Here is a 26,938-nt window from a genome sequence, read left to right on the forward strand (position 1 = left end):
CAAGCACTATTGTTTCAGATAAAAAAATGTTAAAAACAGTTCGTCCCGTTTGGCTTGGATTTTAAAGAAGTCCGTCCCGTTTTAGAAGTACCCCATTTTCTTCAGGTTGCGGTTGTTTTGTTACTGCAATTGTAAAGGTAAGGCGGTGAGAGGCCTTACTACCTTAATAAATAGAGACTTTCCATTAAGTTTTGTTTTCGTACTAGGGAGTATTATTTGAATTAGCTATCAAACACCTTCTCCCGCCTGCCTTTCTCAGTTGCGCTAACTCATTAATTACTAACAAAACTTTTAACTCTATGAAAGTAAAAAAACTGTTTGGGACACTGGTCTTTGTGTTGTTGTGCATGGCAACGGCACGGTCTCAAGAAAAAACAATTACGGGAACCATCATTGATCAAGCAGGGATTCCACTCCCAGGGGTCAATATTTTGGTTGAAGGCACTACCAATGGTACCCAATCCGATTTTGATGGTAACTATGCCATAACCGCCAGTGTTGGACAAACGTTGGTATATACGTACATCGGCCAAAGACCTGAAAGTCGGTTGGTGGGAGCACAAGATGTTATAAACATTCAAATGGATGAGGACACACAAGCCTTGGAAGAGGTTGTGGTGACAGCTCTTGGTATCCGTAGGGAGAAACAGGCCCTGGGATATGCGGTTGCCGAAGTGGGTTCGGACCAGATTGAGCAAAGAGCCGAAGGGGATATTGGACGTGTGCTGTTGGGAAAAGCCTCTGGTGTGAATATCACCCAACAGAGCGGTTTGTCCGGATCTGGTACCAACATTGTCATCCGGGGCTTCAACTCATTCAGTCAAAGCAACCAACCGTTGTTTATAGTTGATGGGGTTCCTTTTAATGCAGATACCAATCCTTCCGGCCGGCAAGGCTCCCGTCAAGATTTTATCAACGGGAACAATGGCTCCAGTCGATTTTTGGACTTAGATCCCAATAGCATTGAGAGCGTGAACGTTTTGAAAGGTCTTGCAGCCGCAACACTTTATGGTTCCTTGGGACGTAACGGGGTTATCCTTATCACAACCAAAGCAGGTAAAGGAGGACAAGGAGCAAAAAAGACCGAGGTAACGGTAAGTTCCTCTTTCTTCTTTAATGAAATTGCATCCACCCCAAATTATCAAGACCAATTTGGAAATGGTTTCGACCAATCTTTCGGCTGGTTCTTCAGTAACTGGGGGCCCAGTTTTGATCGTGGTGGAATTTCCGGTTGGGGCAATAGTGCTGCTTTTGATGCCAATGGTACCCTACCTCACCCCTATTCCATTTCCGCAGCTGGACAACAGGCTTTTCCAGAATTTGCAAACGCCAGATACGAATGGAGGCCCTATGACAGTTTTGAGAATTTCTTCAGAACAGGAACAGTATCCAACTTATCTGTCAATGTTAGTGGCGCTTCAGACGATGGCAAAGTATCCTATAATGCCAACTACGGCCATTTGAAGGATGAAGGATTCACCCCCGGTAACAGTCTGGGAAGAAATAACCTTGGTATTGGTGGTCGAGCACAGCTATCAAACAAATTTACCGTTACAGGTGCTTTGAACTATGCCAGGACCAAATTTATCTCACCTCCAGTGGCATTGAGCCAAGGTAATGGCGCAACTGGTTCTGGATCTTCTGTGTTTGGGGATCTATTCTTTACCCCTAGGAGTATCGATGTGGTAGGATTGCCGTTCCAAAGTCCCATTGACGGTAGCAGTATTTACTACAGAAATGGGAACGACATTCAACACCCCCTGTGGACAGCCAATAATGCCGGAACAAGACAAGAGACCAACCGTGTTTTTGGAAACTTAGGACTACAATACGACATTAACGACAACTTGAATATCATCTACAGGGCCGGTATCGATGTTTATAGTGAGAACAATGTAAACTTCCAGAACAAGGGAGGAATAAACGGAAATGTACCCCAACCTAGACTATCAAGTGGTATCTATGAGACTTGGAACAATACAAATACCATTTGGGACCACAATTTCGCGTTAAACGGTGATTACGACATTACTGAGAAGATTGGCACAACATTTAACCTAGGGGTCAATGGAAGAAGGGAAATATTTGATCAAAGCGGTGTTGCCAGTGATGCACAACAAGTATTCGGCGTATTGCGCCATTTCAACTTCTTGAACCAAAACGAGATACAGCAATCATCCGAGCGTAACTTGGTAGGATTCTATGGTCAGGTTGAATTTGACTACGACAACTATGTTTTCCTTACACTTGCCGGTAGGAACGATTGGGCTTCCAACCTTTCCAAGGCCAACAGGTCGCTGTTTTATCCAAGTGCAAGTATCTCATTTGTTCCCACAACGGCAATTGATGGCCTAAAGAGCGAGAATGTTTTGAACTACCTAAAGATTCGCGCAGGTTATGGAACATCAGCAGGTTTTCCTGATCTAAATTCCGATAACTACCCCGTAGCCAATCGATTGATTCTGGACACGCAGGATTTTCAAGATCCAACAGGAACCAATATTGTATCCAATACAAGCCCACTGACCTTGGGCAACCCGGATCTTAAACCAGAGCGGGTCGATGAACTTGAAATTGGTGTGGAATCCAGATGGTGGGACGGAAGGATTACATTTGATGCGTCCGTGTTCCAACGTAATACAACGGATCTTATCGTAACGCAACCCTTGGACCCTTCTTCAGGATTCTTTAGGACGAATACCAATGTTGGTGAAATCCAAGGAGAAGGTATCGAGTTGGACTTAGGCCTTAATATATTCAGGCCTAAGAGCGAAGGTGGGTTCAACTGGCAAACCAACATCAACTTTACGGCCACTGAAACCGAAGTCACAGACCTTGGTGCCGACACTGACCTTATTGTCTATTCAGGTTTTGGGAACTTGGGGAACGCCGCTATTGAAGGCCAACCACTAGGTGTCATTTATGGAACTCGAATTCTAAGGGACAGTAATGGAGAGTTTGTGATAAATGCCATAGGTGACTTTGTACAAGATCCACAAGATGGGGTAATCGGAGATCCAAACCCAGATTGGGTCGGCAATATGATCAACAGTTTTTCCTATAAAAACTTCAATTTCGGTTTCCAGTTGAGCTATACCAGCGGTGGCAATATCTACTCCAGTACAATCTCCACCTTGCTTGGTAGAGGTCTTATTGTAGAAACCTTGGATAGGGAGAACACCTTTGTGCTTCCAGGAGTACAACAGAGTGATGGGCGCGTGAACGATGTCCAAATAAACAATTCTGACTATTTCTTCAATAATATTTTGAATGGACCATCTGAATTACAGGTATGGGATGCATCGGTAATCCGCTTGCAGGAAGTTAGTCTTGGTTATTCTTTACCCAAAAAGTTTTTGGATAAAACCCCCTTTGGAAGCTTGTCGTTCACCTTATCAGGTCAAAACCTTTGGTACGATGCCATAAACACTCCCGATGGGGCCAATTTTGACCCCAATACCTCTGGAACCGGAGTTGGAAACGGATTTGGCTTCGAATTCCTTAATGGGCCAAGTTCAAGAAGATATGGTTTGAGTGTAAAAGCAACCTTTTAATAATGAAAAAAGATTCTAAAATGAAAAGAACAGTAAAATATATGAAATGGAGTCTTTTTGTAGGACTCTTAACATTGGCTTCATGTGAAGTTTCAGAACTGGACATTACGGAGGATCCAAACTTCTTGACACCAGAACTTTCTTCTCCCGATTTTTACATAACATCCATCCAGGAGGACTTTGCAAGGCATCTGGACGGTGATGTAGCTGGAGATCCCAATGATAATTTTGTGACGGGTGGTTTTCAATTCGGAGATGGTCTGTCACCCTTGGGAATGGAACTCACCCGTGTAATGCAGATGAGTAGCAGGGATTACGAAAGTACCTACCAAGATAGTGATGTGGATGATGAATGGGACAATGCTTATCGGGGCATATTGAAGGACATTCGTTTGATGACCCCCCTGGCGGAAGAATCTGGACTGACCAGACATTTGGGCATAACACAATTCATTGAGGCTTATGTAATAAGTTCCTTGGTCGATTTCTTTGGAGATGTTCCCTACTCCGAGGCCGTTCAGGCACCGGAAATAGTAAATGCGGTCCTGGATAGTGGTGAATCTGTATATGATGCTGCCCAAGCTTTGCTAGACCAGGCCATTGTCAACTTTAGCAATGCGGCTACTTCAAATCCTGCAACAGACCTTGTCTATAATAACGATTATACAAAATGGTTAAAGGCAGCAAATACCTTGAAGATGAAGCTTTATCTTCAAACCCGATTGGTAGATCCGGGAGCCATTGATGCCTTTAATGCCATAGTTGCATCGGGAAACTATATTACGGACACCGCCGATGATCTGGATTTCAACTGGCCGGGCACAAGTGCGGCACAGCCTGATAACAGGCACCCAAGGTACGGTCTTAACTATGTATCCAACGGGCCTGGGGACTATGCCTCCAATTGGTTGATGAATGACATGCAGGTTAATGGAGATCCTAGATTGAGATATTACTTCTATCGCCAGACAAATGAAGTGCCTGGTGTGGAAATCGCACCGGACGAGCAAACCCTTAGGTGTTCCTTGCAAACACCTCCGGCCCATTATACTTCGGGAGGGTTTACATTTTGTAATCTACCCAACGGATACTGGGGTCGGGATCACGGAGATGACGAGGGCACTCCTCCTGACGGCCCGTTACGGACTACATGGGGAGTCTATCCCGCAGGGGGAAGTTTTGATGATGGAAGCTTCCGTACCGTGGCGCAGCCTACAGATCCGACATCTTTTGGTGGCGGAGGTGTTGGTGTAACCCCGATTCTCAATGCCTTTATGGTCGATTTTTGGAGAGCGGAAATCGCTTTGGCCCAAGGTAACGTAGCGGCAGCCCAAGGTTTTATGGAAGCCGGCATGATCAAGCAAATTGCGAAAGTTCAAAGTTTTGCTTCATTGGACGCAAATGCCGACCTATCCTTTGAACCCTCCTCTGCAGATGTTACAGATTTCATCAATGCGGAAGTGACCGCCTTTAGTGCGGCCACAGGAGATGATCAATGGAATATTTTGGCGGAAAACTACTTCATTGCACATTATGGAAACGGTATAGAAACTTATAATTTCTACCGTAGAACAGGATTCCCGAACAGTCTCCAACCTAACAGGGAGCCTTCTCCTGGAAGTTTTCCAAGATCTATGTTCTACCCGAACCAAGCAGTGACCTCCAATTCGAACATTACCCAGAAGTCTTCACTGGCGGTACAGGTGTTTTGGGACAACAATCCAGCTGGACCATCATTCCCGCTTTCGAACTGATTAAATCTAAAACGCAAAATATAAAACGATGAAAACAATAAAAATTTATATAATTCTTATGATGGGATTGGTTTTTGCCATCTCATGTACCGAAGCGGACGAGATTGTAGATCAGGTTCAAGAAACGGTCTCCCGCGGACTTGTGCTGCGAACAGTTGCCAGCTTGGGGGATGACTTCAGCATTTCAGATCTGGAGTCGGTTTGGGGAAGAACCTTGGAAGTACAAGATGATCTAGGGGGTGGCCTTTTATCCCAAATCAATATATATGTAGCATTTTCAGATACTACCATTGAAGATGGAGATCCGGACCTGAGCACGGATGAAGGTCTTATAGGCACCGTTTCAGCATCAAGTTTCTCACCAGGACCTTTTGGTTTCCCAAGAGGGGACATATCATTCACCTATGCCGAGGCAATCGCTGCATCCGGAGTAGACTTTGATGATATTGCCGGAGGGGATGTATTCAATTTTAGATTGGAGGCGCTTTTGACCGATGGACGTATTTTTACAAACAATGCCGCCGGAACCGTGGCCAACGGTTCGTTCTTTAGCTCTCCATATGCATATTCTTCCCCCGTGGTATGCCCGCCCACCGTACCCACAGCTGGTACGTGGTCCGTCGAGCTACAGGATTCGTTTGGTGATGGCTGGAACAACGCCAGCCTAGACATCACCATTGATGGGGAAACTACCTCCTATACTTTTGAAACTGGTGGTTCGGCAAGTTTTACATTTGAGGTGACCGCAGATAACGAAGTCCTGGGAATCATTTTTACCTCCGGAGATTTTGATGAAGAAGTGACGGCCCAGGTAACATCTGCCAATGGCAATGTGGTACTGGACCTTCAGCCAAGTCCCGCCGCCGGGGTGGAACTGCTGGATTATTGTTTGGATAATTTATAATTATACTTCACATACAGTGTTTTTTTTGACAAGGGAACCTCCCAAATTGGAGGTTCCTTTCTTTTATGGAATTACGCTATGAAGGTTCATTACTTTTTCTTTGTTTTGTAGCATGATTGCCACCATTTGCAGAAAAGCCCATTTCAATGCCGCCCACAGGCTGCACAATCCCAATTGGAGCATGGAAAAAAACATCGCTGTTTTTGGGAAATGCCACAGCCCTAACTACCATGGTCATAATTTTGACCTGGAAGTAAGGATTAGGGGTGAGGTTGATCCTGAAACTGGTTTTGTAATGGACTTGGCGGTATTGGGAAAGCTCATCAAAGAGGAGATTGAAGATCGATTTGACCATAAAAACCTGAACGAGGACTGTCCAGAGTTCAAAGAACTGTTTCCAACTACGGAATATTTCGTAAAAATCATTTACGATATTTTAAAGCCCCATTTGAAAAAAGGGCATTTATTGCACATTACACTGCACGAAACCCAAAAGAATTCTGCGGAATATGGAGATTGGTGACAAATTTCCGATATTGCACCACCATTTTAGGGGATATTAGCTCAGTTGGTTTAGAGCGCTGCCTTGACAGGGCAGAGGTCACTGGTTCGAATCCAGTATGTCCCACATTACGCTAAAGGACGGTCAGTTGAATAACGGCTGTCCTTTTTCATGGAGTGTCACAAGTCGCGAATAGCACGAAACGCATGGGAGCGACCATTAGTTACCATTATATTCTTAATCCCCAATTGCTTTGCTTACCTTTGCCCTGGTGAACGTCAAACCTCACGAAACAGAGAACCAAAGAATCTTTGCCCTTGCCCATCCAATATTGATGATCAACTGGATAGGCACATTCCGCATCCAGTATAGATTTTAAAGCTCAAACCGTAGTTGTTGATTACAGCCTCAAGATCGTGAAGTGATCATACCTTCATCATCCCCTGATTTCTGTTTGTTCATTAAAAACCGATAAGATTTCTTGAAAGCGATTCGCTGTGGGTTTCAAGAATGATATCGCTTTATCCCGCATCAAAGGAAAAAACTAGAATTGCAAGGAGAAACATAATCTTTTAATAAAAAAATATGCTGAGAATCGAGATAAAATCAGGAGAAAACATTGAACGGGCCTTAAAGCGTTACAAAAGGAAGTTCCGAAACACGAAACGTTTGGAACAAATCCGTGAAAATCAAGAATTTACCAAAAAGTCCGAAAAAAAACGGATAACCCTGAAAAAAGCGCAGTATAGGGAACAATATATCATGGAGAAGGAAAACGAATAGTGGCGACTTATTCCCAAAATCAAAAAAAATACCATTAAAATGGGTAATTAATGACAGCGGTGATATATTCAAGACAATGCCAGCTTGCTAATTCAATTTGATGGGCAATGACTGCACACATGATCAAATCACCTGAAAACCATGTGCATAGGGATCACTGTCATCAATGGTAATGGTGTTTTTCCCATAAACATGTGCCCATCCCTTTATGCTTGGAATTATGGCTGTATTTCCGCCAATTGAGGTGACTTCCTCGATGCGGCCAATAAATTTGGAACCTATATAACTTTCGTGGATGAAATCCTCCTTGGGCTTTAAAAGGCCTTTGGCATGCAATTGCGCCATTCGGGCAGAAGTTCCAGTGCCACAGGGAGAACGATCGATGGCCTTATCTCCATAGAACACAGCATTTCGGCCCGAAGATTCCTTATCCAGTGGTGTTCCTGTCCACAGGATATGGCTAACATCCCTGATCGTTTCATTTTCAGGATGGATAAAATAATCGGGATATTTACTATTGATTTTCTTTCTTAACTCCTGACTGTATTGGATAATTTTGGAGGCTGAAAACGCCTGGATTCCTTCAAAATTCTTCTGTGGATCCACAATCGCATAAAAATTACCGCCATAGGCAACGTCAAAGTTGAGGGGACCCAATTCGGGGCAATCCACGGTAAGGGAGTCGGCGGCCAAATAGCTCTTAACATTATTGAACTTGACCCATTTTACCTTTCCTGCTTCCATTTCAAAGGTAATCTTTACCAGTCCTGCAGGAGCTTCCATGAGCAAAAGACCCTCTTTTTTTGGCTTTAAGAGACCTTCTTCCAAGGCTATGGTGATACTGCCTATGGTTCCGTGTCCGCACATGGGCAAACAACCGCTTGTTTCTATGAACAATATAGCAAAGTCGTTTTGGGGATCATGGGGAGGATACAAAATGCTACCGCTCATCATATCATGGCCCCGGGGTTCGAACATTAGTCCCCTTCTTATCCAATCAAACTCCTCCATGAAATGCAGCCGCCTCTCATTCATGGATTTTCCCCTAAGTTCGGGTCCTCCATGAGCTACGAGCCTCACCGGATTGCCACAGGTATGTGCGTCTATACATTCAAACGTGTGCGTCATGCTATGAAAAATGATTCTTTATCGTTCATTTCCTTATCCAATTTCCCATTGCCTTTACAATCATAACCTCTGGGAAGTATAATCGCCATTAAATTTTCGCAAAAGATTTAATGGATTGTCATTCTGAATGGGTGCCGGGAGCGCCGGATCTGGCCAATTTTGAAAAGCGACCGGACGTATCCATCGTTTTACCGCATCATCTCCAACGGAAGTAAACCTACTATCGGTTGTAGCGGGATATGGCCCACCATGCTGCATGGCCGAACAGACTTCCACACCTGTGGGAACACCGTTAAAAATAAGTCTACCCACTTTGGATTGCAGGCTTGCAATGGTATCGGCATAAGTCTCCAATTCCTCTTTGTTTGCCAAAATGGTTCCTGTCAATTGTCCTTCCAGGTTGGCAACCAATTTGTTAAGCTCCTCTTTATCGCGGCAACAAACCACCATGGAGAAAGGTCCGAAGACCTCTTGATGCAATTCAACATTACCCGTGAACATGGCCCCAGGGACTTTGACCAATCTGGGTACGGCAAAATTGGTGGTTTCGTCAGATTGTTTTCGATGCAGAACAATGGCTCCCAACTGCTCCATGCGATCTACTGACCTTCTATACGTTTCAAAAATCTTGGGATGTAGCATGCAGGATGGCTTTTGCTCGGAAAGGGCATCGGCCAATTGATCTATAAACGTTGTGAAGGATGAATCTTCAATACCGATCAGCAGTCCTGGATTGGTACAAAATTGGCCCGCTCCCAAATTAATGCTCCCGGCAAGGGCCGTAGCCCAATGCAATCCCTGCTCTTCAATGATCTTGGGTAAGACCACCACGGGATTGATGCTTCCCATTTCAGCAAATACGGGTATGGGATTTTCCCTTTCTTGCGAAAAACGATTTAATGCCAGGCCGCCTTTAAGGCTTCCCGTGAAACCTACTGCTTGAATCTCGGGATGCTTTACCAAAGCCTCCCCCACCGAATTGTCCCAATCCAAAAGATGCGAAAAAGTACCGTCGGGCATTTCAGTTTCCCTGGCAGCTCTGAAAATAGCTTGGGCCACAAGTGAGCTGGTACCAGAATGCATTGGGTGTGCCTTTACAAGCACTGGACAACCGACCGCGAAGGCACTTACCGTATCACCCCCTGCAGTGGAAAATGCCAAGGGAAAATTGCTTGCCCCAAAAACCACAATTGGACCAATGGGCATGTTGGTCTTTCTTATGTCCACATTATCCGTTATATCGATGATGGGCTCCGCCCATTGGCCTGTCCTGGCTATGTTGGCAAACCTATTGATCTGTCCCAAGGTGCGTGCAAACTCACCCTCTGCCCTACCCACGGGCAATCCAGATTCCGCAACATAAGTCTCCAAGATGGTTTCCCTGTTCGTCTCCATTTCCAAAGCTATTGCCTCTAAAAATGCAGCTCTTCTAGATCCAGGCAATGAAGAAAAGGTAGGGAACGCTTCCCTGGCTTTTTTTGCAGCTCTTTCTACCTCCTTGGAGCTTGCTTGACAAAAGATCCAAGGGTTTTCCTCATTGAGCAACGGATTGAATGTTTTGAACTTCAGTTCTCCCTCGGAAGAGTTTTCATACCCTATCAAATTTTCACCCAATACCCCCATTTTATCCTTTGTCATCATTTCCCTGGTTTTAATTAAGATTTAGAGTCCTTCAAATGTTTATAATCCGGGAGAGCCGGCCTATTTTTTAATCCAGCTTCAATAATCTTGACAACTTCCTCGCGTCGTTGACCATTTAGTGGCTGTCGTGGTTCCCGCACATATTCCGAACCAATTCCGGTATAAACCTCGGCCAATTTAATGTTTTGGACAAGCTGCGGATCAATATCCAGTTCCAACAAAGGTAAAAACCAACGATAGATTTGCAGGGCTTCCTCTATCCTACCTGCTTTTTGCAATTCGTAGATGGCAACGGTCTCGGCAGGAAAAGCACAGACCAGCCCGGCAATCCAACCATCTGCACCCATCAAAAGGCTTTCCAAAGCCAATGTATCTACCCCACAAAGTATCTTTAAACGATTACCAAATCGGTTTTTAATCCTTGTGGTATTGGAAATATCCCGTGTACTTTCCTTGACGGCCTGTATGTTCTCCTCTTCCAATAACTCTTCAAACATATCCAGTGTCACCTCAATTTTGTAATCCACCGGATTGTTGTATACCATTATCGGCAAGGGAGTGCTCTTCGCAATCGCCTTGAAATAGGCCACCACTTCCTTATCCGTTGCCTTATAACGCATAGGAGGCAGTACCATTAGGCCATCCGCACCATTTTGTTCAGCATCTTTGGCCGCCAGAATGGCATTTTTTGTGGTTTGTTCCGCAATGTTCATCAATACCGGAACCCTGTCACCGACCACTTCCCTGGTCTTTTTCAACAAGATGTTTTTTTCTTCATGTACCAATGTGCTGGCCTCTCCCAAGGTGCCGCCGAGTACAATCCCATGGACACCGGCTGTCAGTTGGGCGTTTATGTTCAATTCAAAAAGTTCCAGATCCAAAGTGTCTTTTGGAGTGAACTTTGTGGTTACCGCGGGCATTACGCCTTCCCATTTGAACTTCATAGATGCTACATTTTTAGGTTGGGTCAAAAATAAATACTCCTAGCGGTGAACAATAGGTAATAATTAGCAAAAAATATGCATATTTTATCATGATTAATCTAATTTTATCTTTTTCAAGATAATAAAAGCATAGTGAAAGTATATCCATTCAAAATACCCAAGACTGCCAATGATGCCCTAATCGTTCAGGAGGATGTGGAGGAGGAATTTTACAATAAACTGCATCAACACGAGGAGATTCAGCTAAGTTGTATCCTAAAGGGAACGGGCACACTTATTGTCGGTGACGCCATAAAACGATATAGGCCCGGAGATGTTTTTGTTTTTGGAAACAATCTGCCCCATGTATTCAAAAGTGACCTGAAAGGCCAAGGTAAGTCACATATGCTTTCCATTTTTTTTGTCAAGGCTAATTTTGGTGGTCAATTGTTCCAGATCAATGAATTGGTATCACTCAATGGTTTTTTCGCTCAGGTCAATTCAGGATTCAAACTCACAGCACCAACCCAAAAACATGTTCGTTTTTTTTTAAAGATCAGGGACTGTATCGGGATAAATCGGTTTGTACTGTTTTTTGAGCTGCTCTCGTGCCTTACCAAAGAGCCAAAGACGCAACTATCTTCCAATGATTACAAGACCCGCCTTAGGGACATTGAGGGACAGCGTATGGGGAAGGTGTTTGACTATATGTTCTCCCATTTTCAGGAGCAGATTTCCTTAAAAGCGATTGCGGACGTTGCGTCGATGACGCCTACTGCCTTTTGCCGTTTCTTCAAGTTGCACACGCGAAAAACCTACACCCAATTTTTGCAGGAACTGCGACTGGAGCATGCCTGCAAGTTACTTGAAACCCATAGTGATAAAATCATGGTATCGGACATTGCGTTTCAATGTGGTTTTGGCTCTGTTTCAAACTTCAATCGGTTTTTTAAAAAAACAAAAGGGATGTCCCCACTTCACTACAAAAACTCGAAACGGGTACGCTTTTAATTTTTGGACATGGGTTATTTCATGCCCAGCGAATCAGGAGTCACTTTTTCAATAATATATGGTGGCTTCAAAAGCGATACCAAATCCTCGTTGCAAAAAGGATTCATATTCCGTTAAATTTTTCTCCCAATTCTTTTTAATTGCTTTAATTCGTACAATATGGCAAAGGGAAGTGCAGTGATATTGGCCTTGTTCACGAACAAATCCCCGGAAGGGAAGGATTTGTTCGCAAAATGGAGCGATGAGGCCTTGATTCAGGAAATTGTGGAGCATGGGGACAGTAAATTGTTCGGGCATTTGTATGATCGCTATTCCAGCAAGGTCTATAACAAATGTTACAGTTTTGTAAAGAACAGGGATGAGGCCAAAGACCTGACGCATGATATTTTTCTGAGGGCCTATCTCAAAATCCATGGGTTTGACCCCTTAAAGGCTGCCTTCTCCACATGGCTCTACGTAATCACATACAACCTTTGCGCAAATTATGTCACACGGGATCTAAAGGAGAAACAAAAGGAGACCTTACTGGGCAAGAAGGAGCTGAAGGAAAAGGGATATGAGGACATTGACATTGAAGAAATCAACAAATTGAACCCGGAAAAGCTTGCGCTTGCGTTGGATAGGATTCCCACGGAAGATAAGGCCCTGCTCCTTCTAAAATATCAGGATGATGCCTCCATTAAATCAATTCAGGAACTCTTGGGCGTAGGTGAGAGTGCGGTAAAAATGCGCTTGAACCGGGCCAAGTTAAAAGTGGTCAAAACCTATAATTCTTTATGACTATGGACAAAAACATTTTCAAGCGGATAGAAAGCAGTCGTGAGGTGCCCAATGAGACCAAAAACCAAGTCATTTCCAACATAAGCGCGGTGGAAAAGGGCAAGGATATTTCCAGACTGTTCAATACCAAATTTTACGGAGCCGTGGTCAATTTTTTCAAACTCAATTGATCCAAAAAATCCGGTGACCTTTTTTTTTATTGGTGTATTAATCTTGGTAAATTTAATATAGAATTTACCTAGCTTTTTGCATATGAATCTAAAGGATGGCGTTAAAAATGCCGATGTAAAGGTCTCTTCTGAGTCCCAGCAGTTGAGCCGTTTTGTGAAAGACACCTCAAAATCGCTGGTCGACCGATTGGAATGTTTCGAGGATATCATCAATATTGAAGTGGGCGACACTGCATTGACCAGGGCCAAATCCCTGGAAAGAGAATTCGATATGCGCCAACTTTTTATCAAATATGAGGGCGATAATCCCACGGGGACACAGAAGGACCGAATTGCATTTGCACAAGTGTACGATGCCCTGAGAAGGGGCTATGACACCATTTGTCTCGCTACTTGTGGCAACTATGGGGTGGCAATGGCCTTGGCCGCCAACCTCGCAGGGCTACACTGTAAGATAGCCATTCCCAAAACCTACCACACCGAACGCGGGGAAGAAATGGAAAATTTAGGTGCCGAGATCCTTCGGTTGGACGGTAGCTATGAAGATGTTGTTGACGCAAGCAGCGCATTGGCCAGGGAATATGATTGGTACGATGCCAATCCCGGTGGGGCCAACACTGCATTGCAGATCATGGCCTATGCCCAAATAGCACACGAAATAGTGGAAGAATTGGGCGATGCACCAAAATATTGCGCGGTCCCAGTCTCCAATGGCACTTTGTTGGCAGGAATCTATAGGGGATTTTTGGGCTTATACAAAAGAGGCAAGACATTTCGTATTCCCAAAATGATCGCTGCAAGTTCCACGAACAAAAATCCAATCGTGCAATCCTTTAGGTTGGGCCATCAAAATTGTCAGGATTTATTGCCCGAAAAAATAAAAGAGACCAAATACAACGAACCGTTGATCAACTGGCACAGTTTTGATGGCGATGAGGCCCTCTATGCCATAAGGGAATCAAAAGGGGAGGCATTCAACATAAGTGATAGAAAAATGAGGGATATGGCCGGTCTGCTGCTGAAAAAGGAAGGAATGCGCATCTTGCCCGCCTCAACCGCGGGGCTCATTGCCCTGTTGGAAATGGACGAAAAAGATAATTTTGAACCCGACCGATATGTGGCGGTAATAACTGCTAAAAACTAGACTGAAAATGAAAAAACCAATCGATGGCAAGGCACTTGTATATTGCCAAGGAGCATTCAACACCCCAAACGGAAAAACGGCGCATGGGCTGGTAAGATTTACAGAGAGATACCAGATAGTGGGTGTAATTGACAGCAATTATGCGGGCAAGGATGCTGGCGAGGTGCTGGATGGTGTAAAAAATGGAATTCCAATCTTCAAGAACATTGCCGAGGCCGCGGAAAAACTTTTCATTGCGAAAAATCTACCGCAATATCTGGTCATAGGGTTGGCCCCTGATGGTGGCAGGTTACCCAAAAGTGCCAAAGAAACCATTATAAATGCCCTTGAAATGGGCTGGAACGTGGACAGCGGTCTGCACGATTTTTTAACCAACGACAAAAAGTTAGTGGATTTGGCCACAAAAAATGGTTGCAAAATCAGGGATATTCGCAAGACCCCGGACCGGGACCAACTACATTTTTTTACAGGGGATATAGAAAAAGTGGACTGCCTTAAATTGGCGGTATTGGGCACGGATTCCGCTTTGGGCAAGCGCACCACCGCCTGGATCTTGGTCCATGCCTTCAGAAAAGCCGGGCTTAAGGCCGAAATGGTAGGCACCGGACAAACGGCCTGGATGCAAGGAGCCAAATACAGCATGGTAATGGACAGTTGCATCAACGACTTTGTTTCCGGCGAAATAGAACATGCCGTGGTCAGTGCCTACAAAAATGAAAATCCAGACGTCATAATCATTGAAGGTCAGGGAAGTCTTATGAATCCCGCCTATCCCGGGGGTTTTGAAATCCTCGCCGCCGGAAGGCCCGACTATGTGATTCTTCAACATGCGCCAAAACGTGAGGAATATGATGGTTTTCCAGGGTATAAACTGCATTCCATAGATCAACAAATCAAAGCCATAGAGGTGATATCCAACAAAAAGGTTGTGGCCATTACCGTGAACCACGAGAACATGACCGATGATGAAATCCTCCCCGCATGCCAGGCATTGGAAAAACAAACAGGAATCCCAACTTTTGATGTTTTGAAATACGGGGCAGCACCATTGATCGATCACTTAAAAAAATACTTGAAATAAATGACCCCAAAGGATTTGGTCGTATTTGAAACACTCAAGGTCCATCAACTTGCTGTGGAACCCAAAAAGGTAAAGGCCAAATATTCCCTTACCCTTAAGGATGGTTCCGTTGTTTCCAATGAGCTGATCTACAGTTACAACAACCCCTACTTCAACACAAAGGCCGCTGAGGACATCAATATGGCTTCCCTGATAGTGGTCCAGGTCGCCATGAATTATGGCCTATTCTGCAAAACCTTGACCTTTGATGGATTGTACGACGAGACGGACAAACGTTTCATTTTGGACATGATCGAAAATACATCCAAAGAAATAGTGGTCAACAAATTTCTTTTTAAAAATGAATTCCTAAAACCCCCTTTTGATGCACTCCATATTGAAAAGCAGGAGCGGTATACCAACGCGGAGGTGGTTTTTGAAAATACGCAGTTTGCCAACATAACTGTTCCCCAATCCATTACAACAACGCTCGAAAACGAATATGCCATCCTAAGCAGTGGAGGTAAGGACAGCTTGCTCACTTATGGGATCATAAAGGAAATAGGCGTTGCCCATCCTGTATTCGTAAACGAGAGTGGACGCCATTGGTTCACCGCCATCAATGCCCATAAATACTTCCAACAATACGAGCCTAACACGGCAAAACCCTGGTGCAATAGTGACCGGATCTTCAATTGGATGGTGAAGCAAATGCCGTTTATCAAGGAAAACTTTCAGAATATCAGGTCGGATATGTACCCCATACGTCTGTGGACTGTTGCCGTTTTCCTCTTTGGAGTGCTTCCCATTGCCCGAAAAAGGAGGGTCGGACACATATTGATCGGCAACGAATTTGATACCACTGTCAAATACAATCACAATGGAATAAGCCATTATAATGGTCTTTATGACCAAAGCAAGTATTTTGATAATGCCCTGACCCGATATTACCATAAAAAAGGATGGAATATCTCCCAATATTCCATTCTGCGCAGCCTATCGGAGCTGTTGATACTGAAAGTGTTGGTGAAACGTTATCCCGAACTTCAAAAACACCAGGTTTCCTGTCATGCAGCCCATGAAGAAAATGGCAGAATGTTGCCCTGTGGCAAATGCGAGAAGTGCAGGCGCATCGTGGGCATGTTGACCGCACTGGATGAAGACCCAAAGCGTTGCGGATACACCAATGCCCAGATTGAATGGTCCCTGAAGGCACTGGCCGAACACAAAATAAAACAGATCGGCAGTGACGCTGCCCATTTATACCATCTATTGGTTGAAAAAGGGGCAGTTCAAAAAAACGTCCATACCTCCAGACTGGCCAAGGCACATCCACAGATTATGCGGTTGCGCTTCGACAATGAGCGGAGTAAATTGGAAGACCTGCCAAAGCGTATCAGAAAAGAACTTGTGGACATAGTACTGCCATATTCCGATGGCATTTCGGTGCAGCGTGATAAAAAATGGCATTCCATTGCCTTGAAGGACCTGTCGTTTGACATACCTTACATACCATTAAAGACCAAGACATGACAAAAAAGTATAGCTTCCTTTGGGAACAGAAAACGTGGCCTGAGATTGAGGCCTATTTAAAAAAGGTCGATACCGTGATCCTCCCATGTGGTTCCATTGAACAGCACGGACCACATCTGCCAGTGGACACGGATTTTTTTGATGCAAAGTACATGGCCCTGCAGGTAGCTGATATGTGCGAAGAACCAAAACCCCTGGTTATACCCACCATACCTTATGGGGTATCCTACCATCATGAGAGCTTCAAGGGAACATTGAGCGTTACCAACGATGCCCTTTCCCGTTTTGTGTATGACATAGGAATGGGACTTGCGAAGAATGGTGTCAAAAAAATCATCATACTCAATGGCCATGGCGACAATGCGCCTACCTTGAACTATGCCGCCCAAATGATCAACAGGGATGCCAAGATCTTTGTTTGTGTGGACACCGGAGAGACCAGTGATGTTGACCTATATAAGCTGACCGAGACCCCGAACGACATACACGCCGGCGAAATAGAGACAAGTACCAGTTTGGCCATCAGGCCCGATATGGTGCAAATGGACAAAGCGGTGAACGAGACCATGAAATTTGGAAGCAAGTTTTTGGATTATGATTATGAGCGAGGGGTAAGTTGGTATGTGGACACGCTTCGCATCTCAAAAAGTGGTGTAATGGGTGATGCCACAAAGGCAACCGTGGAAAAGGGAGAACAAATGTGGAATTTGATGGTCAAGAACATGGCAAGATTTGTTGAGAGCATCAAAAACACCCCGCTGGAAGATCTTTATCAAAAGCGTTACTAATGAAAATAACCCATGTGAGCTATGAAAGGTTGGACCTTAAGCTCTCAGAATCCTATACGATTGCCTACGAGACCGTGGACCACGCCATCAACTTTGTACTCAAGGTTGAGACGGATACTGGAATCGTGGGGTACGGGTGTGCCGCTCCAGATAAGGAAGTTACCTTGGAAACCGCCGACGAGGTGGAAAACAACATTAAATCCATAGTAATTCCTTATTTGGAAAAAAGAAATCCTCTGGATACAACAAAACTTCTCGAGGATATGGCCCACCTGTTTACCAAGAAAGCCTCTTCGCTTGCCATGGTCGACATGGCTCTGTTGGACATTGCCGCTAAAAAAATGGGGGTGCCCTTGTACCAGTTTTTGGGTGGATACCGCAAATCCATACCGACCAGTGTCACAGTGGGTATACTTTCCCTGGAAGAAACACTGGAAAAAACCGAAAAGTTTGTTAAGGAAGGTTTTACCATTGTAAAACTTAAAGGAGGACTCAACGTTTGGGATGATATCGAAAAAATTCTTCAAATACGGGAAAAATATCCCAAACTTGTGCTTCGCTTTGATGCCAACCAGGGATATTCGTTGACCGATGCCCTTTCCTTTTTTGCTGCCACCCAAAAGGCAAAAATTGAAATTTTTGAACAACCTTCTGCCGTGAACAAGAACAAACTGATGGGTGAGATAGCCAAGGCTGTCAAGATTCCTATTATGGCGGATGAAAGCGTCAAATCACTGGATGATGTATACAAACTTGCCAAAAAGGAATACATCGATATGGTGAACATAAAACTGATGAAGGTGGGAGGCATTCGGGAGGGCATGCACATCAATTCCGTGGCAAAGGCCGCAGGATTGGAGGCCATGGTGGGCTGTTTGGATGAATGCAGCCTGGGAATAGCGGCCGGACTCCATTTTGCACTCTCCAGGCCCAATATCCATTATGCTGATCTGGATGGTCATTTGGATATAGTCAACGATCCTTTCAAAGATTTATTCGTCTTAAAAAATGGCATCCTATATCCCAACGAAACACCAGGCTTGGTATAGCGGCCTATAAAGGTTTGTTTTTATTGCTCCATTTGGAAAGGATTATACCCAACGCCAAGGCGATCAAAATGAATCCTAAGGAAAGCCATTCGGGCATGTGGACATAATGCGACAAGCATAGCTTTACTCCCACAAATACCAAGATACACGCCAGACTATACTTAAAATATCGGAACGCCGTGGCCATGTTCCCTAGAAAGAAATACATGGAGCGCAACCCCATTATGGCCATGATGTTGGACGTGAAAACCAAAAAAGTGTCCGTGGTGATGGCCAAAACCGCGGGAATACTATCAACCGCAAAAAGAAGGTCTGTAAACTCAATGATCACGAGTGCCAAAAAAGTCGGGGTGGCCATCAGTACATCCATCCGCTTTATAAAGAATTGTGGGGATTGATGGGATGTCACCACAAAAAAACGCTTTACCAAACGGAAAATGGGATTTTTTTCCAAAGACAGTTTCCTTTCATCACGGGCAAAGAAAAGTTTTATCCCTGTGAAGAGAATGAAGGCTCCAAAAACATATATAATCCAATCGAATTGCTTGATCAGGGCCACACCGAACAAAATGGCCAAAAATCGGAAGACAATGGCCCCCAAAATCCCCCAAAAAAGCACCTTATGCTGGTATTCCGGCTGAATCCCGAAGGAAGAAAAAATAACGGCCATCACAAATATGTTGTCCATGCTCAAGGACAGTTCCACCAAATACGCGGTAACATACTTAAGGCTGGCCTGTGAGGGGCTCAGGGCATTGGGGTTCTCTACCCATCCCCTGCCATAGGCGGCAAAGACCAAAAAGGTGAAGGCAAGTCCCAAAACTACCCAAAAGGAGGACCATAGACCTGCCTCCCTAAACGATATTCGATGATGCTTCCGGTTGAATACGGCCAAATCAAGAACTAGGAACAGGGCAACAAAGCTGAAAAATCCAATCCAAAGGTACATGTGGTGCTATAAAATTTAGGGTGACTTAAAGTCAGGGGGCAACACGCTCCAAATGTTTAGCCCCATAACCTGAATGTCATCAACGGGTCAGGATAAAATCTTGGGAGGGCTAAGCCAAAAACCATCAAGTTGCGAAAACTTCCTTGGGGTTTTTAAAGCTTTTGAACTCCAACATATAGCCATTGGGATCCTGAACAAAGAATGAAAGATGCTCTCCGACCTTGTCCTGCATAAAAGTGGTTTGGGTGGTCACTTCCAAGTCCATCTGGAAAAGTCTGGAATACAGCTCCCCCCAAACATCAACAGAAACAATGATCCCAAAATGAAAGGAAGGCAAGACGTATTCATCCAGTCGGTAGCTCTTAAAATCGAAATTAAAATTGCCGGCAACAGTAAACGTCAATTGATTGCCAAAGAGATCCACATCGATCCAATTTTCCGTTTGGCGGCCTATTTTTGCCTTTATTACCGTCTCATAAAAGTCTTTGGTTTCTGATAGATCATTGCAAGGCAATGCCAAATGAAAGTTTGCACCCATCAATGGAGTATTTAAAAGTTAACCTTATGGAAATCCGAACTGAGCCCAATGGGCCGGCCATCAATCCAAAAGTTTTAAATTGACTATTTTACTTATATATATTTCTTCCTCATCATCATCCGAAATAATTTCGGTGATGTAAGAAATTTCAAAATTCCTTCCCATGAATGCTTCCGATGTCAAATCAAATTTTTCCAGGATCTCCTCCTCTATCTGTTCAAACTCCAACGTGTCCCCTTCGTCATCAGTAAAGAAAAAAGAACCATTATCGGTACCATCATAAGTGCCGACCATCTTCTCAACATCCTGATTGATCAAAGAGGCCAATGCAAAACCAAGGGTAATCAAAAGTGTTTTCATTTTGTTTATTGAATTTAACTATTTGTACCCATAGAAAAACAATAAGTCACAAATTTTTTTGATACAAAAGCAATGGGACTGGCCCCTGTGATGATTTGATGCCATGAAACAAAAAAAGCTCCCAATTTCTTGGAAGCTTTTTCGTTTGTGGGCCCTACTGGATTCGAACCAGTGACCCCCTGCTTGTAAGGCAGGTGCTCTGAACCAACTGAGCTAAGAGCCCGTATTTTCTCAAAAACGGAGTGCAAATATAGCATCATTTTTTACATTCGGAAAAGAATATCACAAAAAAAATCAAACGATTTCTGCCACTACAAACGTACTGCCGCCCACAAAGATCATATCCTTGTGCCCTGCCCTGGACAAGGCTTTGCCCATTCCGTTTTTGACGGTGGCGTAGGCATCCCCTTCCAATCCCATGGAAAGGGCCATTTCCTTTACTTTGGTCTCATCCATGCCCCGGGGGATATTGGGTTTAACAAAGTAATAGAAGGCATTTTTCGGTAACAGACTTAACAGTCCCGCCACGTCCTTATCGTTCACAAAACCCAAAACCATGTGCAGGTGCTGAAAGGATTCCGACATGATCTGTTCCACTACCCATTTCAACCCTTCTTTGTTGTGTGCCGTATCACAAACTATTTTGGGGGCTTCTCCCAAGATTTGCCATCTTCCAAGGAGCCCTGTGTTGGCAACAACGTTTCCCAACCCATTTTTAATGGCCTTTTCACTTACTTCAAAATTCTTGAGTTCCCTTAGACAGGCCACCGCCCCTCGAATATTGTTCTTTTGATAGTTCCCAAGCAGATCGGATTTATAGTTGGGGATTGCCATCTCGTCGGCAAAAACAATCCTGGATTTTCTTTGATGCGCAATTTCTTCAAATACCTGTTCGGTCTCCAATTGTCGTTCACTGATAACCACGGGTACCTGTGGTTTGATGATTCCCGCTTTTTCCACCGCAATCTTTTCCAAAGTATCTCCAAGTAAATAACTGTGGTCCATTCCGATATTGGTTATCAAGCATACCTCCGGAGTGATAATATTGGTAGAGTCCAGCCGGCCGCCAAGCCCAACTTCTATCACTGCGATATCCACTTTTTGTTGGTAAAAGTACGTGAAGGCCATCCCAACGGTCATTTCGAAAAAGGAAAGTTGGTTCTTCTCCAAAAAAGGTTTGTGGGTGGCTATGAATTGCTTTACGAAGGGTTTGCTGACCTCTTTCCCATTTATTTTGATACGTTCCCGAAAATCCTTTAGGTGGGGAGATGTATACAGTCCGACCTTGTACCCTTCTTCTTGGAGCATGGAGGCGAGCATGTGGCTACTGGACCCTTTGCCATTGGTGCCGGCAATATGTATACTTTTGAATTTTTGTTCCGGATTGCCCAAAATTTCGGAAAAACGGATACTATTGTCCAGCTTATCCTTATAGGCCACCATGCCCTTTTGTTGATACATGGGCAATTGGGCAAACATCCAATCCAATGTTTCCCGATAGGTCACTATTGCCCCAATTTAAAGTTGACCACCACAAAGCCAATCTGCTCCGCAGGTGCATTGGGGTCAGGGTTCCAACGATGGCTCAGTGCGGTCGCTTCGGCTGGCTTGAGCAGACAAAGGGCATTGTTCGTCGTACCCTTTACTCCAGCAGTGGCCTTGATCACATGACCGTTTCTCCCAACCACAATCCTTACAACTACGCGACCTTCTTCATTGCAATCTTGCTGCACCTTGCCTCCGTTTAACAATGATCTTCCGTTCAATCCATATCCACCTGTGCCGCTCCCATTTCCCGGGGCACCGTAATAGGTGGTGGCGTATGGGTCACCGTCTGGCTGACCTTTGTCCCCGGTACGGTTATCATCCCCTTCACTACCCGTTGTGGTACCATCCGATTTACCGATGCCGCCTATGAGCGCGTCAAGGCTTTTTTTCTTGGCATCCTGTTCTTGCCTTATCCGCTCCTCTGCCTGTTTCTTCTCCCTGGCGATGCGTTCTGCTTCCAACTGGGCCTTTTTGGCCGCTTCTTCGGCTTTACGTTTCGCTTCCTGTTGTTGTTTTATTTTTATGCTCTCCTCGGAATCGCTGGTCAGCACCTTTTCCACTGGTTCCTCCCTCACGGGTTCACTTTCAGCTTCAACCTGCTGTACCTGTTCCACGGGTTGGGGCTCCACCCTTTTGGGCTCCGACCGGACCGGTTCCCTTGGCTGTATCTCGCCACTTCCGTAATCCATCGTCCCAAAGTTTACGGCAATCCCATTTTCTATGGGTGGATCCAAATAGGTAAGTCCTATATAAAAAAGCAATAAAAGGAGTACGCTTAATATCAATGTAGTAAGCGTGAAGGATTTTTTCTTGTGTCTCGTATCTAAAAACGACATTATTTTGGCCGTACGGCCAAGATCACCTTATAACTGTTTCTGTTGGCAATGTCCATTACGTTAACCGCCTCCCTTATGGCGACATTCTCTTCGGCCCTAAGGATGATGGTAGGCTTATCTTGACCTTCAAGTACTTTTTTTAGTTCAATTTCAATGTATTCTTTACTGATCTGCTCATTGTTGACAAAATATTCCAAATCCTTGTTTATGGTCACGGAAACATTTTGCGTGTTGGTGGATTTGCCCTTCGCCTTCGGCAAAAGTAAATCCAAGGCATTGGGTGCATTGGAAGTCAGCATGAAGAAGACCAAAAGCAGGAACACGATATCCGTCATGGATGACATGCTGAATTCGGGACTTACCTTATTTCTACCCTTTAATTTCATACCTATCCTTTAGATGGGTTCGTTCAACAGTTCCAGGAATTCCACCGCATTGGCCTCCATTTTGTGCACCACCTTATCGGTCCGGTTCACCAAATGGTTATATCCGATGTAGGCAATGATGCCCACAACCAAACCGGCAACCGTAGTGGTCATGGCCGTATATATGCCCGAGGCCAGGGAACCCATTTCTGCCTGTCCCCCGCTGCTAGCCATTTCATGAAAGGCCAATATCATACCTATCACGGTTCCCAAAAAACCGATCATTGGGGCTGCCCCCGCCACAGTGGCCAGTACGCTCACGTTCTTTTCAAGCTTGTATACTTCCAAAGTTCCGGCATTCTCAATGGCCACATTGATGTCTTCCAAGGGCTTGCCGATACGGGAAACACCCTTTTCAATCAATCGGGCCACGGGAGAATCCGTTTGGGCACACAATATTTTTGCAGCCTCCAATTTGCCACCCATGATGTGATCACGAATCTGGTTCATGAAGTTTTTGTCGATTTTTGAAGCTGCCTTTATGGCGAAAATGCGCTCAAAATAGATATAGAGTGCCACAAAAAGCAATACAAACAGCACCAAAATGATGATGATACTTCCCGTACCACCGTTCACAATCAAATCGATAACGGAAAGAGTCTTTTCCTCCGAGATGGATACACCAATCTCAGCCCCTTCTTCTAAGTCTTGAAAAAAAATCATATAAAATCCCCAATTTAAGTTGCAATAATAACGGAGATTTTCGAGCTAAAGTATTTTTTAGAATAAATATCTAATCATCATAAAACAAATGGCCCCGGCCAAGAAACCGATAAACGCCAACCATCCTATTTTTCTTAGATACCAAAAGAAGTCAATTTTTTCCATTCCCATGGCAACAACACCAGCTGCGGAGCCTATGATCAGCATGCTGCCACCAGTTCCTGCGGAATACGCTATAAAGTGCCACAATTGATTGTCGATGGGTTCCGAGAACATCCCCAAACTTGCAGCCACCAAAGGTACATTATCGATTACGGCGGAGCCAACGCCCAATAGCAAGACCACCAAATCCGAAATTTCGGTGCCAACCATCTCCGTACCCAACAATGGCATTCCCTGCTTAAGGGCCTCTGCAAAATTGAAAAGAAGACCGAGGGATTCCAAGGCCGCAACGGCCATCAAAATACCCAAGAAGAACAAAATACTGGGCAATTCTATCTTGGTAAGCGCACTGTGCACTGGACTGTGGTGGGCCTCCGCATCACTTTCAATATCCACGGAAGATATTGCAATTTTCGAACTACTATAAATTTCGGCAAATGTTGCCACGATCGCCAAGGACAACATCATCCCCACGTAGGGTGGTAGGTGGGTGACCGTTTTAAAAATGGGAACAAATACAATGGCACTTAATCCCAGGTACAGCATGTTCGCCCCGAACTTTGATTTCCTCTCGGTATCCTCCTCAACATCTATCTCCCCTTTAAAGGCAGGAAGAAAGGAGGCGATGAAGGTCGGTATCACCATACATATCAAAGAAGGCAACAACAAGTGCTCTATAAGCATGGCCGTGGTTACCTTGTTCCCAATCCACAACATGGTGGTGGTAACATCACCAATGGGGGACCACGCCCCGCCAGCGTTCGCGGCGATAATGATCAGACCTGCATACCAAATTCTTACGTCCCTATCCGCAATAATCTTTTGAAGGATGGAAATCAATACGATGGTAGCCGTAAGGTTATCAATGATTGCGGAGAGCACAAAGGCCAGAAAGGCAAAAATCCACAGGATTCTTTTCTTGCTCCGTGTTTTTATGAAGGATTTTATCGTGGCAAAACCATTGAAGTAATCAATGATTTCCACAATGGTCATTGCCCCCAATAGGAACACCAAAATCTCTGAGGTCTTTCCCAAGTGGTGCAATAGGGTTTCTTCAAGGATGTGCATTTTCTCCTCATGTCCAAAACTGGAAAAATTTTCCAGCAGCGCATGTTTGCCAGAATCAAACCAAGTATTGAAGCCATCAATTCCAAAGGCCATAAGTGCCCAAAGAACCGCCATCATTGCCAACGCAGGTATGAGTTTGTCAATTTTGAGATTGTGTTCCAGGGTTATCGCCAAATATCCAACGACAAAAATTATAATCAGGAGGGTTTCCATGTTTGGTTGGTTTAGTTAAATGAATATGCAGTTGAAGTGTTCAATTGTGCTTAAAGATATTCAAAATGAGTTTTTCCACATAATGTTATCCGCATAAAAATGGTAGTATCCATTATGTGTCTGAAATGACCTATAATCCAATCCGTTAAATCATTCTCATTTTTTATGGCTGTCCGATAAAAAATTCCCACTATAAACCTATCTTTGTAACCCGTTTTTAACTATTTCTCATTTTTATGGATTTTTCTCTTTCCGAAGAACAGTTGATGATACAGCAGGCGGCGAAAGATTTTGCCCAAACTGAACTTTTACCTGGGGTAATAGAACGCGATGATGCCCAAACATTTCCCAATGAACTTGTCAAAAAAATGGGGGAACTAGGTTTTATGGGCATGATGGTGGATGAAAAATATGGGGGTAGTGGACTGGGAACGCTTTCCTATGTTCTGGCCATGGAAGAATTGTCCAAGATAGATGCGTCCGCATCCGTAATGGTATCGGTGAACAACTCCTTGGTCTGCTGGGGCCTTGAAACCTACGGAACCGAGGAACAGAAGCAAAAATACCTTACCAGGCTTGCCGCAGGAGAAATAATTGGGGCATTTTGCTTGTCAGAGCCCGAAGCCGGAAGCGATGCTACCTCACAAAAAACCACTGCAATTGACAAAGGCGATCATTACCTCGTTAACGGAACCAAAAACTGGATCACCAATGGAGGGAGAGCCGAAGTTTTTCTTGTAATTGCGCAGACAGACACGGCAAAAGGCCATAAGGGAATCAATGCCCTGATCGTTGAAAAAGATATGGCAGGTTTTGAAATTGGCCCCAAGGAAAATAAACTGGGAATACGCGGAAGCGACACCCATTCCCTGCTGTTCAATGATGTGAAAGTGCCAAAAGAAAACCGTATCGGCGAAGATGGATTTGGTTTCAAATTCGCCATGAAAACTTTGGCGGGCGGCAGAATAGGGATTGCGGCACAAGCCTTGGGCATTGCCGCTGGCGCCTATGAGATCGCCTTGAAATATTCCAAGGAACGCAAAGCATTTGGCACCGAAATTGCCAACCATCAGGCCATTGCCTTCAAATTGGCCGATATGCATACCAAAATACAGGCGGCCCGAAATTTGGTGTACCAGGCGGCTTGCGACAAAGATGCCGGAAACGATTATACCCTTTCCGGTGCGATGGCCAAACTATACGCCTCGGAGGTTGCCATGGAAACCACGGTTGAAGCGGTGCAAGTATTGGGTGGCAACGGATTTGTTAAGGACTATCATGTGGAACGTTTGATGCGGGATGCCAAAATCACCCAGATTTATGAGGGGACTTCAGAAATTCAAAAAATCGTTATTTCAAGAAGTGTACTGAACGCTTGATTTCGCATCTTCTAATTACCCTAAATATATGGGGGTATTAGTTTAAAAAATATCCATTTCTTTCAAACATCAT

25 protein-coding genes and 2 tRNA genes are annotated in these 26,938 nt (G+C 44.4%); 15 read left to right on the plus strand and 12 right to left on the minus strand.

Annotation, left to right across the window (positions count from 1 at the left end; genetic code table 11):
* Positions 1-299 precede the first annotated feature (299 nt).
* The 6 genes from K7G75_RS14540 to rpsU all read left to right on the plus strand — a co-directional run bounded on the left by K7G75_RS14540 (position 300) and on the right by rpsU (position 7,497).
* On the plus strand, positions 300-3,554 hold the full coding sequence (locus tag K7G75_RS14540) for a SusC/RagA family TonB-linked outer membrane protein (protein ID WP_222984958.1): 3,255 nt from the start codon (positions 300-302) through the stop codon (positions 3,552-3,554).
* 20 nt (positions 3,555-3,574) lie between these two features.
* Positions 3,575-5,308, plus strand: a complete 1,734-nt coding sequence (locus tag K7G75_RS14545) for a SusD/RagB family nutrient-binding outer membrane lipoprotein (RefSeq protein ID WP_222984959.1) — start codon at positions 3,575-3,577, stop codon at positions 5,306-5,308.
* Positions 5,309-5,336: 28 nt separating this feature from the next.
* A complete protein-coding gene (locus K7G75_RS14550) occupies positions 5,337-6,212 on the plus strand; it encodes a hypothetical protein (protein WP_222984960.1) in 876 nt (291 codons plus the stop codon).
* 112 nt (positions 6,213-6,324) lie between these two features.
* Entirely contained in the window at positions 6,325-6,735 is a 411-nt protein-coding gene (locus tag K7G75_RS14555; RefSeq protein ID WP_222984961.1) for a 6-pyruvoyl trahydropterin synthase family protein, read from the plus strand.
* A 30-nt stretch (positions 6,736-6,765) separates the two neighbouring features.
* A tRNA-Val gene (locus K7G75_RS14560) sits at positions 6,766-6,840 on the plus strand.
* A 459-nt stretch (positions 6,841-7,299) separates the two neighbouring features.
* Complete coding sequence (rpsU, locus tag K7G75_RS14565; RefSeq protein WP_222984962.1) at positions 7,300-7,497, plus strand: 30S ribosomal protein S21; 198 nt, start codon at positions 7,300-7,302, stop codon at positions 7,495-7,497.
* 123 nt (positions 7,498-7,620) lie between these two features.
* Here the strand turns inward: rpsU and K7G75_RS14570 are convergent, their stop codons facing one another.
* Genes K7G75_RS14570 through K7G75_RS14580 form a run of 3 tightly spaced genes read right to left on the minus strand, consistent with a single transcriptional unit; the run spans position 7,621 to position 11,210 of the window.
* Positions 7,621-8,625 (minus strand): 4-hydroxyproline epimerase, encoded by a 1,005-nt coding sequence (locus K7G75_RS14570; RefSeq protein ID WP_222984963.1) that lies wholly within the window; start codon positions 8,623-8,625, stop codon positions 7,621-7,623.
* 60 nt (positions 8,626-8,685) lie between these two features.
* Positions 8,686-10,266, minus strand: a complete 1,581-nt coding sequence (locus tag K7G75_RS14575) for an aldehyde dehydrogenase (NADP(+)) (RefSeq protein ID WP_262420352.1) — start codon at positions 10,264-10,266, stop codon at positions 8,686-8,688.
* 14 nt (positions 10,267-10,280) lie between these two features.
* Positions 10,281-11,210, minus strand: a complete 930-nt coding sequence (locus K7G75_RS14580) for a dihydrodipicolinate synthase family protein (RefSeq protein ID WP_222984964.1) — start codon at positions 11,208-11,210, stop codon at positions 10,281-10,283.
* 132 nt (positions 11,211-11,342) lie between these two features.
* On the opposite strand from K7G75_RS14580, the gene K7G75_RS14840 reads away from it, so the two are divergent.
* The 8 genes from K7G75_RS14840 to K7G75_RS14620 all read left to right on the plus strand — a co-directional run bounded on the left by K7G75_RS14840 (position 11,343) and on the right by K7G75_RS14620 (position 18,724).
* A complete protein-coding gene (locus K7G75_RS14840) occupies positions 11,343-12,200 on the plus strand; it encodes an AraC family transcriptional regulator (protein WP_222984965.1) in 858 nt (285 codons plus the stop codon).
* Positions 12,201-12,359: 159 nt separating this feature from the next.
* A complete protein-coding gene (locus K7G75_RS14590; RefSeq protein WP_222984966.1) occupies positions 12,360-12,980 on the plus strand; it encodes an RNA polymerase sigma factor in 621 nt (206 codons plus the stop codon).
* A 2-nt stretch (positions 12,981-12,982) separates the two neighbouring features.
* Complete coding sequence (locus tag K7G75_RS14595) at positions 12,983-13,150, plus strand: hypothetical protein (RefSeq protein ID WP_222984967.1); 168 nt, start codon at positions 12,983-12,985, stop codon at positions 13,148-13,150.
* 82 nt (positions 13,151-13,232) lie between these two features.
* Positions 13,233-14,294, plus strand: a complete 1,062-nt coding sequence (locus tag K7G75_RS14600) for a pyridoxal-phosphate dependent enzyme (RefSeq protein ID WP_222984968.1) — start codon at positions 13,233-13,235, stop codon at positions 14,292-14,294.
* Positions 14,295-14,301: 7 nt separating this feature from the next.
* Complete coding sequence (locus K7G75_RS14605) at positions 14,302-15,375, plus strand: N-acetyltransferase DgcN family protein (protein WP_222984969.1); 1,074 nt, start codon at positions 14,302-14,304, stop codon at positions 15,373-15,375.
* Positions 15,376-16,887, plus strand: coding sequence for a hypothetical protein (locus K7G75_RS14610; protein ID WP_222984970.1), 1,512 nt, complete (start codon positions 15,376-15,378; stop codon positions 16,885-16,887).
* The gene (locus K7G75_RS14615) at positions 16,884-17,675 is read left to right on the plus strand and encodes a creatininase family protein (protein ID WP_222984971.1); all 792 of its coding nucleotides are present in this window, start codon (positions 16,884-16,886) and stop codon (positions 17,673-17,675) included. The genes K7G75_RS14610 and K7G75_RS14615 overlap by 4 nt, the downstream gene beginning before the upstream one ends.
* On the plus strand, positions 17,675-18,724 hold the full coding sequence (locus K7G75_RS14620) for a mandelate racemase/muconate lactonizing enzyme family protein (protein WP_222984972.1): 1,050 nt from the start codon (positions 17,675-17,677) through the stop codon (positions 18,722-18,724). Before K7G75_RS14615 ends, K7G75_RS14620 begins: the two co-directional genes overlap by 1 nt.
* A gap of 4 nt (positions 18,725-18,728) precedes the next feature.
* Here K7G75_RS14620 and K7G75_RS14625 read toward each other — a convergent pair whose 3' ends face one another.
* The 9 genes from K7G75_RS14625 to nhaD form a co-directional block, all read right to left on the minus strand.
* The gene (locus K7G75_RS14625) at positions 18,729-19,673 is read right to left on the minus strand and encodes a TerC/Alx family metal homeostasis membrane protein (RefSeq protein WP_222984973.1); all 945 of its coding nucleotides are present in this window, start codon (positions 19,671-19,673) and stop codon (positions 18,729-18,731) included.
* A 124-nt stretch (positions 19,674-19,797) separates the two neighbouring features.
* Complete coding sequence (locus tag K7G75_RS14630; RefSeq protein ID WP_222984974.1) at positions 19,798-20,211, minus strand: VOC family protein; 414 nt, start codon at positions 20,209-20,211, stop codon at positions 19,798-19,800.
* A gap of 60 nt (positions 20,212-20,271) precedes the next feature.
* Complete coding sequence (locus tag K7G75_RS14635; protein WP_222984975.1) at positions 20,272-20,571, minus strand: hypothetical protein; 300 nt, start codon at positions 20,569-20,571, stop codon at positions 20,272-20,274.
* 148 nt (positions 20,572-20,719) lie between these two features.
* Positions 20,720-20,794 (minus strand) — tRNA-Val (locus K7G75_RS14640).
* Between the two features lie 71 nt (positions 20,795-20,865).
* Positions 20,866-22,077 carry a bifunctional folylpolyglutamate synthase/dihydrofolate synthase gene (locus tag K7G75_RS14645; RefSeq protein ID WP_222984976.1) on the minus strand — a complete coding sequence of 404 codons (1,212 nt, stop codon included), beginning with the start codon at positions 22,075-22,077 and terminating at the stop codon, positions 20,866-20,868.
* Complete coding sequence (locus K7G75_RS14650; RefSeq protein WP_222984977.1) at positions 22,077-22,955, minus strand: energy transducer TonB; 879 nt, start codon at positions 22,953-22,955, stop codon at positions 22,077-22,079. Before K7G75_RS14650 ends, K7G75_RS14645 begins: the two co-directional genes overlap by 1 nt.
* Positions 22,955-23,341: an ExbD/TolR family protein gene (locus K7G75_RS14655; RefSeq protein ID WP_222984978.1), complete on the minus strand. Its 387-nt coding sequence runs from the start codon at positions 23,339-23,341 to the stop codon at positions 22,955-22,957. The genes K7G75_RS14650 and K7G75_RS14655 overlap by 1 nt, the downstream gene beginning before the upstream one ends.
* A gap of 9 nt (positions 23,342-23,350) precedes the next feature.
* Positions 23,351-24,043: a MotA/TolQ/ExbB proton channel family protein gene (locus K7G75_RS14660; RefSeq protein ID WP_222984979.1), complete on the minus strand. Its 693-nt coding sequence runs from the start codon at positions 24,041-24,043 to the stop codon at positions 23,351-23,353.
* A 57-nt stretch (positions 24,044-24,100) separates the two neighbouring features.
* The gene (gene nhaD, locus K7G75_RS14665; RefSeq protein ID WP_222984980.1) at positions 24,101-25,486 is read right to left on the minus strand and encodes a sodium:proton antiporter NhaD; all 1,386 of its coding nucleotides are present in this window, start codon (positions 25,484-25,486) and stop codon (positions 24,101-24,103) included.
* 236 nt (positions 25,487-25,722) lie between these two features.
* Between nhaD and K7G75_RS14670 the strand changes: the two genes are divergently transcribed.
* A complete protein-coding gene (locus tag K7G75_RS14670) occupies positions 25,723-26,865 on the plus strand; it encodes an acyl-CoA dehydrogenase (protein WP_222984981.1) in 1,143 nt (380 codons plus the stop codon).
* Positions 26,866-26,938: the final 73 nt, after the last annotated feature.

This window comes from Flagellimonas meishanensis, assembly GCF_019880545.1.
Classification (GTDB): Bacteria; Bacteroidota; Bacteroidia; order Flavobacteriales; family Flavobacteriaceae; genus Flagellimonas; species Flagellimonas meishanensis.

Coding starts and splice junctions, on each gene's coding strand:
- K7G75_RS14540 (WP_222984958.1), top strand. CDS start 300: ATGAAAGTAAAAAAACTGTTTGGGACACTGGTCTTTGTGTTGTTGTGC.
- K7G75_RS14545 (WP_222984959.1), top strand. CDS start 3,575: ATGAAAAGAACAGTAAAATATATGAAATGGAGTCTTTTTGTAGGACTC.
- K7G75_RS14550 (WP_222984960.1), top strand. CDS start 5,337: ATGAAAACAATAAAAATTTATATAATTCTTATGATGGGATTGGTTTTT.
- K7G75_RS14555 (WP_222984961.1), top strand. CDS start 6,325: ATGATTGCCACCATTTGCAGAAAAGCCCATTTCAATGCCGCCCACAGG.
- rpsU (WP_222984962.1), top strand. CDS start 7,300: ATGCTGAGAATCGAGATAAAATCAGGAGAAAACATTGAACGGGCCTTA.
- K7G75_RS14570 (WP_222984963.1), bottom strand. CDS start 8,625: ATGACGCACACGTTTGAATGTATAGACGCACATACCTGTGGCAATCCG.
- K7G75_RS14575 (WP_262420352.1), bottom strand. CDS start 10,266: ATGATGACAAAGGATAAAATGGGGGTATTGGGTGAAAATTTGATAGGG.
- K7G75_RS14580 (WP_222984964.1), bottom strand. CDS start 11,210: ATGAAGTTCAAATGGGAAGGCGTAATGCCCGCGGTAACCACAAAGTTC.
- K7G75_RS14590 (WP_222984966.1), top strand. CDS start 12,360: ATGGCAAAGGGAAGTGCAGTGATATTGGCCTTGTTCACGAACAAATCC.
- K7G75_RS14595 (WP_222984967.1), top strand. CDS start 12,983: ATGGACAAAAACATTTTCAAGCGGATAGAAAGCAGTCGTGAGGTGCCC.
- K7G75_RS14600 (WP_222984968.1), top strand. CDS start 13,233: ATGAATCTAAAGGATGGCGTTAAAAATGCCGATGTAAAGGTCTCTTCT.
- K7G75_RS14605 (WP_222984969.1), top strand. CDS start 14,302: ATGAAAAAACCAATCGATGGCAAGGCACTTGTATATTGCCAAGGAGCA.
- K7G75_RS14610 (WP_222984970.1), top strand. CDS start 15,376: ATGACCCCAAAGGATTTGGTCGTATTTGAAACACTCAAGGTCCATCAA.
- K7G75_RS14615 (WP_222984971.1), top strand. CDS start 16,884: ATGACAAAAAAGTATAGCTTCCTTTGGGAACAGAAAACGTGGCCTGAG.
- K7G75_RS14620 (WP_222984972.1), top strand. CDS start 17,675: ATGAAAATAACCCATGTGAGCTATGAAAGGTTGGACCTTAAGCTCTCA.
- K7G75_RS14625 (WP_222984973.1), bottom strand. CDS start 19,673: ATGTACCTTTGGATTGGATTTTTCAGCTTTGTTGCCCTGTTCCTAGTT.
- K7G75_RS14630 (WP_222984974.1), bottom strand. CDS start 20,211: ATGGGTGCAAACTTTCATTTGGCATTGCCTTGCAATGATCTATCAGAA.
- K7G75_RS14635 (WP_222984975.1), bottom strand. CDS start 20,571: ATGAAAACACTTTTGATTACCCTTGGTTTTGCATTGGCCTCTTTGATC.
- K7G75_RS14650 (WP_222984977.1), bottom strand. CDS start 22,955: ATGTCGTTTTTAGATACGAGACACAAGAAAAAATCCTTCACGCTTACT.
- K7G75_RS14655 (WP_222984978.1), bottom strand. CDS start 23,341: ATGAAATTAAAGGGTAGAAATAAGGTAAGTCCCGAATTCAGCATGTCA.
- K7G75_RS14660 (WP_222984979.1), bottom strand. CDS start 24,043: ATGATTTTTTTTCAAGACTTAGAAGAAGGGGCTGAGATTGGTGTATCC.
- nhaD (WP_222984980.1), bottom strand. CDS start 25,486: ATGGAAACCCTCCTGATTATAATTTTTGTCGTTGGATATTTGGCGATA.
- K7G75_RS14670 (WP_222984981.1), top strand. CDS start 25,723: ATGGATTTTTCTCTTTCCGAAGAACAGTTGATGATACAGCAGGCGGCG.